This window comes from Clostridium aciditolerans, from assembly GCF_016316925.1.
GTDB lineage: Bacteria > Bacillota > Clostridia > Clostridiales > Clostridiaceae > Clostridium_AM > Clostridium_AM aciditolerans.
In genome coordinates, this window is the sequence record NZ_JAEEGB010000014.1 from 206,944 (window position 1) to 220,994 (window position 14,051).

Sequence of the window (14,051 nt, forward strand, 5' to 3'; positions counted from 1 at the left end):
GAGTTTATCTGTTGCGGTGCTTTTATTTTTAAAGTTTTATATAGTTTGAAGGAGAATTTTATGGAAGCATATATTAAAAATTTAATACAAAATCTATATGAGCATTACGGTTATAGTATTTTAGAGATTGGAGAAATAAATGGCCTTTACACTAATTGGGGAGTTTATAAAAAGACAGATAGTAGCATTGATGTGATGTTTTTTTGTAATTTAGAGGGCAGTTATCAACTCAATATTCATGAAATAGAAACATTAGCAAGAAAGCACTTACAGACTGATAACATAAGATTAATCCAGGCTATAATTGACGATAGATTGAAAATTGAATCTAATGAGAATGGAGAATTGAGTGTAAATCAGGAAATTTATCAACAATGTGAATTAATTTTAATCAACAATGTGGATAATAAAGTACTATATTTTAGCGAGGGTTTAAAAGATAAGGTTCAGGAACTAGCGACCATTATAAATTACACGAACACATCACAAAATAGGGCTGCAAAAGCAGAGAGACCAATTATAACATATGTTTTAATTGGTGTAAATGTATTGGCTTATATACTTACCGCTTATTTATCAGGAAACATTGTTGATAGTAATATAAATGTACTGATATTCTTAGGCGCAAAGGTTAATCAGCTTATAAACCAAGGAGAATACTATAGATTTATTACATGTATGTTTTTACATGGTGGAATTATACACCTTGCTTTTAATATGTATGCATTAAATTCTTTAGGACCACTAGTAGAGAAAATATACGGAAGAACTAAGTATGTTTTTATATACTTTTTAGCAGGCATAATTTCGTCTATCTTTAGCTATATATTTTCAACTGGGGTATCCATCGGAGCATCGGGAGCTATATTTGGTCTTTTAGGAGCAGCACTAGTTTTTGCAGTAAAAATGAAAAATAGTGTTGGGAAAGGATTTATGATGAACATAGTGTCCGTTATTGCTATAAATTTAGTTATGGGCTTCTCTATACCTAATATAGACAACTTTGGACATATGGGTGGACTTATTGGCGGTGTTATAGCTTCATTATTTTTGTTTCGCAGATAGGGACACACTGCAATTTTTCTTCATTTCCTTTATTTCTTTATTTGGGGACAGTCTGCAATTTTTCGACCTACATCGAAAAATTGTAGACTGTCCCCAATAAAAGAAAGACGGTACACAATTTATCAAGATGAAAAATTGTGTACCGTCCCCTATGACTACCATTATAGATTCAAGTCCTCTGAATATAATGTTTCCTTTTCTAAAAGTAAATTAGTTAACTTTTCTAGATTATGTCTTTCACTTACAAGCAGCGTCTTAACATCTTCATACATAGAATCAATCATGTCTTTACATTCTTTAATAACTTCATCTTGATTTAGATTTAACTCCAGCAACTCCTGCATGTTTAATAATCCAAGAGTGTCCCCCATACCATATTGAGTTATCATATTAAATGATATCTTGGTACTTTGTTTTAAGTCATTGTGTGCTCCAGTTGTAATGTAATCAGCTCCAAATATGATTTCTTCAGCAGCTCTTCCACCAAGTAGAACCATAATTCTCTTCTTTAAATAGTTTTTATTTTGATATAAGTTGTCTTTAGGTATACTTAAAGTGTATCCGCCAGCACCTTTAGTGCTTGGTATAATTGTAACTTTTGATACCTTTTCTTCCGGTAAAACCTTTAAAGATACAAGAGCATGTCCAATTTCGTGATAAGCTGTAATCTTTTTATCTATATCCTTTATATGATCTCTATTTTTCTTTTCGTATCCAGCAAGAACAATTGAAAATGCTTGATCAAGATGTATATCTTCTATATTTTCACTATTATCTTTGCAAGCCAGTATAGCAGCTTCATTTGTTAAACTTTCAAGTTTTGCACCTGAGAAGTAAGAAGTCTTATGAGCCCATTCTTTTACGTTTATACTTCCTACAGGCTTGTTCTTTAGATGAAGATTTAAGATTTTCTCTCTAGCGCTCACGTCTGGAAGATTAACCTCAATGTGTCTATCAAATCTACCAGGTCTTAAAAGAGCAGGATCTAGCATGTCTAATCTGTTTGTAGCGGCCATAACTATAATGCCTTCTTTTTCGTTAAAGCCTGACATTTCAGTAAGCAATGCATTTAGAGTTTGATCTCTTTCGTCAGAACCACCAGTATTTTTTCCGCCATCTCTTTTCTTACCGATAGCATCTATTTCGTCGATAAATATAACAGCTTTGCCGTTACTTCTTGCTTTTTTAAATAATTGTCTTATACGGCTGGCACCAACCCCTACGTATACCTGAATAAAATCTGAACCAGATACAGCATAGAATGGAACTCCAGCTTCTCCTGCTACAGCCTTTGCTAGAAGTGTCTTACCTGTTCCAGGTTCACCATAAAGTATTACTCCCTTTGGCATTCTTGCGCCATATTGAGTATATTTTTCGGGATTTTTTAAAAAGTCAACTAAGTCATTCATGCTTTCCTTAGCTTCCTCATTTCCAGCTACGCTCTCAAAATTATATTTTGTATCTGCCACAACACTTGCATCTAAGGCATCCACTGAACGCATTCTTTTTGAAGTAATAGATGATGATTTTATACCCATAAATGCAATAGCCGCAATGGAAAGAACCAAAGTTGTCAGTGGAAGCACTTGTCCAATATCCACTGGCAGGTCTTCAGACACTGTAACTCCATCCTTTAACATTACTTCTTTAAAATCACTTGTTCTAGGATTATCTGTTTCATATATTTTTCCGTCACTTAACTTAACTCTTATCTTAGAAGTATTAGTTAAGTACACAGTTGAAACCTTTTTACTAGAGACATCATTTAAAAAAATAACATAAGATTTGTAATCAGTAGATCTATGTGAGTAAGTAAAAAATATCAACGCTACTAGAGAAAGTACGGCAGTTAAAACAGGTATCAGCATAAATTTGTTTTTAATTTTATTCTTCATTAAATACCTCACCTTCCTAAAATAATTATATATTTGAATTTTTAGTTGAAATCTTGATGAAAAACTGTGAACTATCAATAATAAAATGTTACGAAAAGTTGTGAACTGTCCCCGATGATATGTCTATGAACTACTTAAGAAAATCATATGTTGATTACGAAGCATCTGAGTATGATATTATAATATTTTTGATATTAAGTCTAATGAAAATCATAAATTTTGCTAAAGTAATTTATGGAACAGCTGGTGATGAAATTACGAACTACATTGAAAATGTTATTGCAGAAATTTTAGTTTACTGTATACTTTACTTATAAAGAAAAACTTGGGTTTTATACTTGTTAAACTATATACTAACTATTTGTTGTTTATATAAGAAATAGTTTTTAGTAATGGTTAATTATTAGATAAACGAAAGAGGGGAGAATTTTATATGAAGATTTCAGCTGCAAAAGTTATTTTAACAGAGCAGGATATATTAAGCATAATTGAAGATTATGTTCATATTGAAGGGCTTGAAATAAACTCTATAGAAATTAAGGAGTTAATAACAGTTAGAGGTAGCTATAAAAAAAGGATAAAAATTCCCTTTGAAGTTAAATTAGGACTAGGAAATATAAAAGGAAATATAATAAACGTTAAGATATTGAAAGTTAATGTATCTAAAATAGGAATAATAAAGAGCATTAAAAATGTTGCATTAAAAAAGCTACTAAGTGATTTTTCTGATTTAGGCGTAGATGTGGACAAGGATAATGTGGCTGTTAATCTAGAAGAAGTGTCCAAGCTAGTGCCGTATTTCTACTTTACATTAAATCGAATAAATATTATTGAAGGTGGAATTGAGGTAGAAGCAGAAGATGTTATTTATGCTGAAACTAAAAAAATGATACCAATGAAGAAAAGTTGCGAACTGTCCCCAATAAGAACCCAGGGGGAATACTCAAGGGTTAGAGGTAGAATAGTAGAAAAAGTTCCTGAAAAATATGAAAAGTTTGTTCAGTATGCAATGCTTATACCAGATATAACAGTGCTTTTATGGAGATTATTTAGAGATAAAAGGGTTAAAATAAAGGTAAAGATGATGGTTGGTGGAGTGATAATGTACTTAGCTAGTCCAATAGACATACTTCCGGATTTCATACCTCTTATAGGCAGAATTGATGATGTGGCTATTGCTTTCTTTGGGCTAAATGCTATTATAAATGAGGTTCCAGAAGAAATCATCCTTGAAAATTGGCAGGGAGAGGAAAATGTAATTTTATTGACTAAAGAAGCTGTTAATTATATATCTAACCTAGTTGGCACTTACAATGTAAGCAAATTTCTTGAAGTTATAAAAAGTATTTTTAAAAAAGGACATGAAAATTATAAGTTAGCTGCAAAAAAACAGCAGTTAGAATCTAATATGTATAATCTTGAACTTGAGGAGGCAATAACTTTAAATGAAGATGATTACCATATACACTGATGGAGCATGTAGAGGAAATGGAAAAGAGAATACAATTGGAGGATTTGGAATAGTCCTTATGTATAACGGTATGAAAAAGGAAATAAAAAAAGGATATAGAAATACCACAAATAATATAATGGAGCTTTCAGCGGTAATCGAAGCATTGTCTATGCTAAAAGAACCTTGTGAAGTTAAGCTTCATAGTGATTCAGCTTATGTAATAAATGCAATAAATCAAAATTGGATTAAAAATTGGCAAAAAAATGGCTGGAAGACAGCTTCTAAAGAACCAGTGAAAAATAGAGAACTTTGGGAGAAGCTTATAGAATTAGTTAATATTCATAAAGTTGAGTTTATAAAAGTAAAAGGACACAGTGATAACGAATTTAACAATAGATGTGATAAACTTGCAAATGAAGCAATGGATGAATTAATTTAAGTTTTCTGTTTAATAAATAAAAAAATGCATATTCTATATATATACCTATTTAAAATAAAAGGAGAGTGTAGATTATGCGTGGTAGATTTCTTACAGGAGCTTTAATCGGAGCAGCAGTTGGCATGATGGTGATGCCAGGGCTTGATAGAAATACGAGAAGAAGAATAAAGAGAACAGCTAAGATAGTTAGACATGCAGCAGGAGACGTGTACGAAGGTGTGGTAGATAGAGTTAAATAATAAACATATAGAAAGCACATAAAATGTAATATACTATCATCTTTAACTTGTTATTTATTTTATGTGTTTAATTGCGTACTTTGAAATTAATTTTACAGTACGCAATTTTTTTACATGTAAAAAATCAGTAAAAAATGGTATATTCTTGAATTTAAGGTCAATACAAGTTAAAAGTATTACTATTTTATTAAAAATTTTTATATTAGGATTAAAAATATGTTATAATAAGATGAGACTTTGCAGAATTTTTAATAAAATAATTTATATATATTAATATTGTAGGTAGTAAAGGAAGAGTGATTTATGGAAATACTGTCTTTAGGAGAAAAAATTAAGAGAAGAAGAAAAGAGCTCAACATGACATTAAAGGATTTAGCAGGAGACAGAATTACTCCAGGACAAATAAGCCTTGTAGAATCCGGAAAATCTAATCCAAGTATGGATCTGCTTGAATACCTAGCGGAGGCGCTAAACACCTCAATCGAATATCTCATGGAATCAGAAGAGACCCAGGCAGAAAAAATTTGTACTTATTTTGAAAACATAGCAGAATCATATATAATTAATGAAGACTTGACTCAAGGAGAGCAGTATATTGAGAAGTCTTTATACTATGCAGAAAAATACAACTTGGAGTATAGAAAAGCTAAAAACTTATATCTAAGAGGCATAATTCACATGACAAAAGCTGAACATGCTGTAGCACAGCAATTTTTTCTTTCAGCTAATGTTATCTTTATAAAAAATAATAACTATGAAGAAACAATAAAAGCCTTTGTCAACTTAGGAAAAATTACAATGGAGTTAAAAGCGTATCATTCTTCATGTAGCTATTTTCAGCAAGCAGAAAATGTTTACACTGAAAATGATATTGGAAATGACTTTTTACTTGGACAAATATATTATTATTTAGCTTGTGTGTATTTTAAGTTAGAGAGCACAGAAAAAGCTATAAATTATTCTTATCTTGCCAAGGAAAAATTTAAGCAATTGGATAATAAAAGAGAGTATGCAAGAACACTTTTGCTTCTATCAGAAGAATATAATAAGAAAGGCGACGTAGACAATGCAATAAAATATTCCAAGAAGACATTAGAGGTATACAAAGAAATAAATGATCTTATGCATGTTGCTAAGATAGAAAATAATTTAGGAAAATTGTTCTGTGATTTTGATAATTTAGAGGAATCTTTCATACACTTAAGTAAAGCTAAAGAACTTAGAGTTAGAATTAATGATTCAGATTTAGTTGAAACTTTAGTAAACATATGTGAAAATTATATAAAATTAAAAAATGTAGAAAATGCTAAAAAAACACTTCAAGAAATAATGGACAGCATTAGTGATGGCAGTGATAAATCTCTCATACAGTACTATTTGCTTAAATTCAGAGTGGACATGTTAGAATCAGATATAAAAGAAGCGGAAAATACATTAATTATGGCCTTAAATTTTGTTAGAAATATGGACTACACTAAAGAAATCGCAGAGATAGCTATCATGCTTGGAAAGTTCTATATAGATTATGGTAGAGATAAAGATGCAGCAAAATATTTAAATGAGGGTGTTGAAACCTTTAAGAAACTTGGAATATTGAAAGAGTCTTAATGAGAATAGGTGAGGATTATGGAGATACTTTCTACAGGAGAAAAGATAAAAAGAGCCAGAATATATAAAGGTTATACATTAAAGGATTTATGCGGAGACAAAATATCTGTTTCTAAAATGAGCTGCATCGAAAATGATAAAATAAAGCCAGAAGAATGGATATTAGACTTCATTGCTGTAAAGTTAGAAATAGATCCAATGTACTTAAAACAAGATATAAAATCACAGGTAATTGAAAATATTCAGGACATAGAAAGAACAGGATATTCCGAGTGGTATGAGAAGGAACTAGAATATAATTTAAAGTTTGCTGAAGAGTTATCATATTTTGATATTGCATTCAGAATAATGCACTTGCTATTTAATTACTATCTAGACGAGAATAAGATAGAAAAAGTACAGCTTATAGTTTCAAAATACTATGATTATTGGCAAAAGTATTTTTCGGAAGAAAGTGGAGCTGTATACTATATGGATATAGCAAGATACTTCTACAATACTAAGGAATTTTCGCAAGCTGCTAATTATTACAGTAATGTTAGACAGATTTCTACGGAAAAAAGAAATCCTATATTACTGGCCAGAGCTACCTATAATGAAGCTGCTTGCTATGTAATGTTGGAAAACTATGAAAAAGCTTACGAAATAGCAATGGAACTTATTGATTTGATGGATTATATTGAGAAAGATACAAAAAAAGCAGAAGCATATCATATGTTGGCTATACTTTCACTTAGAAGAAATATGGATAAGTTCCATGAGTATGAGCAAAAATCCTATGAATTATATAAGAATAATCTAGCACATATGGCGCAGGCTATATATAACTATGCTGTAGTTATGTTTGGACAGGGGCTCACGGATATCGCTATAGCCTATACAAATAAAGCTTTAGAATGTTTCCCAAAGGATAATAAGGAAACTCTAGTAAACTTTATGTTAATGTGTACTAGCAAGTTAATTGAAAGTAATGTTTTAGATAAAGCTAAAAGTGTATGTGATGAGGCATTAAACTACTCAATAGATCTTAATAATATAGTTTTTATTGAAAAATCTTATTATTATAAGGCTTTGATTCTGGAAAAGGAAGGTAACATGATTTCCGCAGAGATGTATATGAATTTAGCATTGGATGCGCTACTTAAATTTGCAACTAAAAATGAAATATACAAAAGATACATGGAGATGGGAAACATGTACTACAGAATGGGAAGTGTTAATGAATCTATAAAATATTTTAATTTTGCAATTCAACTGGAAAAGAAAATGTAAGTACATGAGTATAGAACTATTTGTTAATTTAACGAATAGTTCTGTTTTTTTGTAATACCCCCTTTAAAATTCGATATTATCCGTAAATATTTGTGAAAAGAAGATGATAACAAATTTAGGGAGGAACAAACATGAAAAAAATAGCATTATTTATAACAGCTTTAACAGTATCATTAAGTTTAGGAGGCCAGGCATTAGCCGATACTAATACTGCAACGCTTGCAGACAAGGCTGGTATAACACCAGATAACGTAATATTATATCCTATAGATAAGGCTTTAGATGATTTAAAGATTAACATGGCAACTAGCGATGATAAAAAAGCAGAGGCTTTAGCAGAAGTAGCAGAGGAAAGACTTGGAGAAAGCGAAGTAATGGCTGATAAGGAAAGGACAGATCTTTCAAATCAAACATTAAATGAATATAGTGATAAAATGACTGAAGCTGAAGAAAAGGTAGAAGATGCCATCAATAAAGCAACTGATAGCACAACTACTGATAGCGCTATAAAACTAGATGAATTGAAAAAGGCAGAAACGTCAATATCTGATAGACAAATGAAGTCTATTGAGGTTTTAAAGAGCATAGAGAGCAAGGTTTCTGGTAATGCTAAAGAAACTATAGCAAAGGTTATAGAAATGCAAACTGCCAAAAAAGAGGCAATAATTGCAGTGAAGAAAGAAAGAGAAGCATTAATAAAAGACAGACAGGCGGCAAAAGATGCTGAAAAGAAACTAGAGCAAGCTAAAAAATCAGGAAATGAGCAAGATATAAAAACAGCAGAAGATTCATTAAAGCAAAGTCAGGAAACTTTAAATACTCAAAAAGAGAGATTTAATCAGGCAGTAGCTGCAAAGAAGGAAGTAATGAAGGGCGGAGTAGGCCAATTAAAGAAACAATTAAAAAATGAATTAAAAGAAGAAGTTAAGAAGGGTAACATAACAAAAGAAGAAGAAAAAGATGCTTTAAAAGCAACAAGTAATAAAAAGGAAAAGGAAAATAGCAATGCTTCTAATGACACTACTAATGTAGTTGAATCAAAAACTAATGATGATCCAGCTAATAATAGTGCAAGTATTTCTAAACATGGAAAATCAGAAAAAGAGAACAAAGGCGAAGAAATGAAGGCTAATAAAGAAAAGAGAACAGAAAAAGAGAATAAGTCTAGACATGAAAATTAATTATTATATTAAAGCTTAAAGTAATGCAGAAGGTAATCATTGAGGTAACATACTAAAATGATTATCTTTTACTATTTAGTTTATTTTGTTTACAATGGGATATAAAAAATAGCTAGTCCTATTTCCAAAAATGCTTTTATTTACTATAATTATTTGCGAAATAAAGGTTAACCTATATTATAGAAGTAATTTTACTTTGACTATAGTAATTTAACAAAAGAGGGTGTTGCTGTGAAAAAGTATAGTTCTATTATGTGTGTTATGTTTATTTCCGCAATATTTATTTTAACTCAATTTTTTTTTCCGGTGAATGTAGACAAGAAATTAAGTAGTCAGCTAGATGATAGTATTAACAATGTGAAAGCTTATGATCATAATTTGGGTACTGCTTATAATAATGTGCAAAACCCTAAAGAGGTATTTTTAACCTTTGATGATGGACCTTGTATCAATAATACTAGAAAAATACTGAAAATATTAAAGGATAACAATGTTAAGGCTACTTTTTTTGTAGTTGGAATGAAGGGAGAAGAAAATCCACAAATATTAAAAGAACTAAGTAATAGCGGGATGAGTATAGGAGTTCATACATATTCTCATGAATATAGCCAAATGTACAAGAATGCAGATGCATATTTTAAAGATTATTATGCCTGCAAAAGCGTTATAAAAAAAATAACAGGAAGAAATCCTATAGTATATGTAAGAATGCCTGGAGGATCCGACAATCTAGTTGCAAGCAAGAGTAATTTAGAAAATATAAAAAAATCATTAAATGAAAAAGGATTAAAATATGTAGATTGGAATGTAAGTGCTGGGGATGCAGAAGTAGGTAAGACATCTGTAGATAAGATAAAGCATAATATTATGACTCAGTCCAAAGGCCAGAGAATTGCTGTTATTTTAATGCATGACACTTACTATAATAATTTTACAGTGGAAGCACTGCCAGATGTTATAAAATATTTAAAGGGAGAAGGTTTTATATTTAGAACTTTCGATGATTTAACACCAGGTGAAGAAAATAAAATGGTTGACTTAAAAGTTATGAATAGAGTATAGAGCCATAATTTTAAAGTTAAGTTATATTAAATATTAATAAAATGAGTTTAGAAGTCTATAGGGAGCAAACAATGCTTGGGGGCATCCTATAGTCTTTTTATGCTTATATATAAAATAATCTCTATTTGAAGCCTATTAATAGGCTTCTTAGTGGCGGGAGACATCGGATAAATATTGATAATTGTAAGTAAATACTTTACAATCAATATATAATTACCATGGAAGACTTACAAGGAAATCAGTTAAGCATTTTAGTAGGAATAGATGGCTGTGGAGATACTTTTGAAAGGCATTGTATCATCAAATATAGTTTGATACTCTATATACGCAATTATAAAAATAATTATACGAGGGTAAGGAATGAATATGCAAACAATAACAAATAATCTAAGGATAAAAGATGTAGCTTTTATAGTATTGGGATGCTTGCTATCTTCAATAGGATTAAATATGTTCATTGTACATGCAAAACTGTATAGTGGTGGGGTGTCAGGGCTTGCTATCTTGATTCAATACATAACTAAGTTCCCCGCTGGTTATACAATAATGCTAGCTAATATACCTCTACTTGTCATTAGCTTTAAAAAATTAAATATAAGATTTACAATCTATAGTTTGATAGGTACGGTTTGTTATTCAGTATTTTTAGTTATTACCAAAGATCTGCAAACTATAATAAGTACTAATGATACTCTACTGTATTGTTTATACGGGGGACTACTAAATGGACTCGGTATAGGCTTAACCTATGCAAATCATGGCTCTATGGGTGGAATTAATATTATAACAATGCTATTCAAGAAAAAGCACGACAATTATGATGTTGGGAAAATTGGGCTTATTTTTAACTGCCTTATAGTCTGTATAGCTACATTGTTAAATGGTATATTAACTGCTCTTTATACATTAATATCAATGTATATCACAGCAGTTGTAACAGATAAAATTATTCATGGTATGGTGAGAAAAAAACTTTTATTTATAATTACTGAAAAAGAGAAAGAAGTATGTGATTATATCATAACTTATATGCATCGAGGAGCTACTATTTTAAATGGGCAAACATTGACTGGCAAAGAAAGAAAAGTTTTGTATTGTATAGTACACTTATCTCATCTGCCAGAGTTAAAATATTCAATACAAAATATAGATAAAGATGCCCTCATATCTGTAATAGACGCTTCTGAGGTTGACGGAAAAGGATTTGATAGCAGTATTTTGTAAATACAAAGATCTTTAAGAGTATAAATATAGCATACTTTAACATAGCAATAACATTTGTTACAATGTTTTTAATAGAATTTTTTCATATAATTTAAGAGAAGCCTAAAACTGGCTTCTCTTAAAGATTATCATAGTATAAACGTTGTTCTAAAATATGTCCTGAAGTGCAGGTCAACCTTATAGTTTGGATATCTATAACACTATTTAGTTTTACTTTCTCTTCTTACAATAAACTCCTTAGCCTTAAGCTCTATAGTATCATCTAAAGGTGCTAGTTCTATTTCACCGTATTTATTTGATAAAGCAGTAGATATAAGTCTATCTGCAAACTCCGGATTCTTGGAAAGTAGTGATCCATGGAAATATGTACAGAAGCAATTTTTATATATGCATCCTTCATAGCCATCTTCACCATTATTTCCGTATCCAGCAATTACCTTACCAAGAGGTTTTAAGTTTCCGATATAAGTTCTCCCTGAATGATTTTCAAAACCAACGTAGGTTTCATTAAATTCTTCGTTGTGTATAACTGTATTTCCTATAAACCTTACATCTCCACCCTCTGTGTATATATCTAAAAGCCCAAGACCAGCAAGTTTTTCTCCATCAGGAGTAGTATAGTGTTTGCCAAGAAGTTGGAATCCTCCGCATATACATAAAAATACTTTTCCACTTTCTATGTATTCTGTTAGGCCAGACTTCTTAGTTTGATTTAAATCTTCAGAAACTATAGATTGCTCATAATCCTGACCGCCGCCAAAAAAAGCTATATCATATTTGGAAGGATCAAAAGGATCTCCTAAGGATATATTGTGAATATTAACTTGTATTCCTCTTTGCTGCGCTCTATATTTTAAAATTAAGATATTGCCTAAATCTCCGTATACATTTAATAGATCAGGATATAAGTGACATATATTAAGTTCCAAATTATTCACACCCTTTCAGCTTTTTACCAAAGCTTTTTAATGTATCCTTTACTGTTTAAGAACTTTCTAAAATTAATCATAGCAGTGTAAGTAGCAAGTATATATACAGTATCCTGCTTACAGTTCTTTATTTCATCAAGAAGCTTTATATAATTTTCACATATAACAAACTTTTCAGTAGGTAATCCAGCGACCTTAAGTCGTACTGCCATATCATAAAGTCTTATTCCTGAAATCATTATTTTATCTATATCTAATGAAGATAATTTTTCAAAGTTAACATCCCATATCCAGGATACGTCTCTGCCATCTGCATAGTTATCATTTAACAGTACTGCTAAATTAAATGCTCTCTTATCTAAGCTAATAGTATTTATTGCTTGATCGTAGCCCGCAGGATTTTTAACTAGAACTATTTTTACATCCTTACCTTCAATATCAAGTGTTTCCTGTCTACCAAAGCTGCTCTGTATATTCTTAAGAGAATTAACTATTGTTTCAGTATCAACTCCGCAAACTCTTGCTACCGAATAGGCGCAAAGAGCATTGTATATATTATATGTTCCAGGTTGGTTTATGTAACACTCATAACCATTTATAACAACACGAGAGCCTTCAGGTGTCTGCTCTTTAATTTCATCTACAGTATAATCAAGCTCAGGCCTTTTATATCCACAGTTTTCACAATAAAAGTCTCCCAAATGATTATATGTAAGGTAGTTATACTTATACGGGCTCTTGCACTTTTTGCAAAATTTAGCATCAGCATTTATATCAATTATTTTGTTGTTGTCTAATGAACAATTAAAGCCATAGTAAATAGTTCTATTTGGAAGTTCTAAATCTCCGAGTAGAGACTCATCACCATTTAAAACTAGGTTAGCTAAAGGAACCTTTTCGATTCCATCAAGAACTTTTTTCAGAGTAGTATATACTTCACCGTATCTATCCAGCTGATCTCTGAATAAGTTTGTAACAGTAATAACTTCTGGAGTTACATACTGTGTAAAAAGCGGAACATTTGCTTCATCACACTCAATAACAGCATATTTTGTAGAAGAACATTTCGCAAAAGAAAAATTTTCAACAAAGCATGAAACTATACCAGGAAGCATATTTGCTCCTGTATTATTAGTAATTACACATTTTCCAGATTCTTTTAGCATATTGTAAATCATGCTTGTAGTTGTAGTTTTGCCATTAGTACCTGTTATAAGCACAACTTTATAGTCTTTACAAATGGTTTTAAGTATATCCTTATCTAATTTTAAAGCAACCCTTCCCGGGAAATTACTTCCTCCTTTAAATAGAGTCTTGGACAATTTTATTACTATTTTTGAAACTACAATACTAACAAAAGATTTTATATTAATTTTTCACACCACCCTTGTTTTAATAAAAAACCACTGTATAAAGTTAAACTAACTCTTAAATATTATAATACAATATTAGTTTTTTTACATCAATAAATATAAAAAAGGAGGCATATGTATAGAAATAACTATTTCATTAATATATACTAATTGATGTGAGACTTTATAGGGGTACTAGGCTGAAAGTTAACTTATACGCCGGGATATGTTTCCAAGCTTCAGCACGTTAAAAACTTTTAGCCAGTCTAAAGCTTGTGTTTCAAGATAACCTAAGAACTTTCGAGAACTCGCTGTGCTCAGTTCGGACCAAC

The 14,051-nt window shown here is 30.7% G+C and carries 13 protein-coding genes; 10 read left to right on the forward strand and 3 right to left on the reverse strand.

Features of this window, described 5'->3' with window-relative positions:
* Window positions 1-60 precede the first annotated feature (60 nt).
* Complete coding sequence (locus tag I6U51_RS13300; RefSeq protein ID WP_211143100.1) at window positions 61-1,065, forward strand: rhomboid family intramembrane serine protease; 1,005 nt, start codon at window positions 61-63, stop codon at window positions 1,063-1,065.
* 161 nt (window positions 1,066-1,226) lie between these two features.
* Here I6U51_RS13300 and I6U51_RS13305 read toward each other — a convergent pair whose 3' ends face one another.
* Complete coding sequence (locus tag I6U51_RS13305) at window positions 1,227-2,960, reverse strand: ATP-dependent metallopeptidase FtsH/Yme1/Tma family protein (RefSeq protein ID WP_211143101.1); 1,734 nt, start codon at window positions 2,958-2,960, stop codon at window positions 1,227-1,229.
* A gap of 125 nt (window positions 2,961-3,085) precedes the next feature.
* On the opposite strand from I6U51_RS13305, the gene I6U51_RS13310 reads away from it, so the two are divergent.
* From I6U51_RS13310 to I6U51_RS13350, 9 genes are all read left to right on the forward strand, one after another.
* Entirely contained in the window at window positions 3,086-3,277 is a 192-nt protein-coding gene (locus tag I6U51_RS13310) for a hypothetical protein (protein ID WP_211143102.1), read from the forward strand.
* 116 nt (window positions 3,278-3,393) lie between these two features.
* Window positions 3,394-4,431, forward strand: coding sequence for a YkvA family protein (locus tag I6U51_RS13315; protein WP_211143103.1), 1,038 nt, complete (start codon window positions 3,394-3,396; stop codon window positions 4,429-4,431).
* Window positions 4,406-4,852 (forward strand): ribonuclease HI, encoded by a 447-nt coding sequence (gene rnhA, locus I6U51_RS13320; protein ID WP_211143104.1) that lies wholly within the window; start codon window positions 4,406-4,408, stop codon window positions 4,850-4,852. The genes I6U51_RS13315 and rnhA overlap by 26 nt, the downstream gene beginning before the upstream one ends.
* Before the next feature lie 74 nt (window positions 4,853-4,926).
* A complete protein-coding gene (locus I6U51_RS13325) occupies window positions 4,927-5,091 on the forward strand; it encodes a YtxH domain-containing protein (protein WP_211143105.1) in 165 nt (54 codons plus the stop codon).
* Window positions 5,092-5,394: 303 nt separating this feature from the next.
* On the forward strand, window positions 5,395-6,699 hold the full coding sequence (locus tag I6U51_RS13330) for a helix-turn-helix domain-containing protein (protein ID WP_211143106.1): 1,305 nt from the start codon (window positions 5,395-5,397) through the stop codon (window positions 6,697-6,699).
* An 18-nt stretch (window positions 6,700-6,717) separates the two neighbouring features.
* Window positions 6,718-7,971 (forward strand): helix-turn-helix domain-containing protein, encoded by a 1,254-nt coding sequence (locus I6U51_RS13335; protein ID WP_211143107.1) that lies wholly within the window; start codon window positions 6,718-6,720, stop codon window positions 7,969-7,971.
* 131 nt (window positions 7,972-8,102) lie between these two features.
* Window positions 8,103-9,152 (forward strand): DUF5667 domain-containing protein, encoded by a 1,050-nt coding sequence (locus I6U51_RS13340; protein WP_211143108.1) that lies wholly within the window; start codon window positions 8,103-8,105, stop codon window positions 9,150-9,152.
* Between the two features lie 231 nt (window positions 9,153-9,383).
* Window positions 9,384-10,214: a polysaccharide deacetylase family protein gene (locus I6U51_RS13345; RefSeq protein ID WP_343069654.1), complete on the forward strand. Its 831-nt coding sequence runs from the start codon at window positions 9,384-9,386 to the stop codon at window positions 10,212-10,214.
* A gap of 360 nt (window positions 10,215-10,574) precedes the next feature.
* Window positions 10,575-11,438: a YitT family protein gene (locus I6U51_RS13350; protein WP_211143109.1), complete on the forward strand. Its 864-nt coding sequence runs from the start codon at window positions 10,575-10,577 to the stop codon at window positions 11,436-11,438.
* A 200-nt stretch (window positions 11,439-11,638) separates the two neighbouring features.
* Here the strand turns inward: I6U51_RS13350 and I6U51_RS13355 are convergent, their stop codons facing one another.
* Both I6U51_RS13355 and I6U51_RS13360 read right to left on the reverse strand, forming a co-directional pair.
* The gene (locus tag I6U51_RS13355; protein WP_211143110.1) at window positions 11,639-12,367 is read right to left on the reverse strand and encodes a type 1 glutamine amidotransferase; all 729 of its coding nucleotides are present in this window, start codon (window positions 12,365-12,367) and stop codon (window positions 11,639-11,641) included.
* 23 nt (window positions 12,368-12,390) lie between these two features.
* Entirely contained in the window at window positions 12,391-13,695 is a 1,305-nt protein-coding gene (locus I6U51_RS13360; RefSeq protein WP_425489764.1) for a MurT ligase domain-containing protein, read from the reverse strand.
* Window positions 13,696-14,051 lie beyond the last annotated feature (356 nt).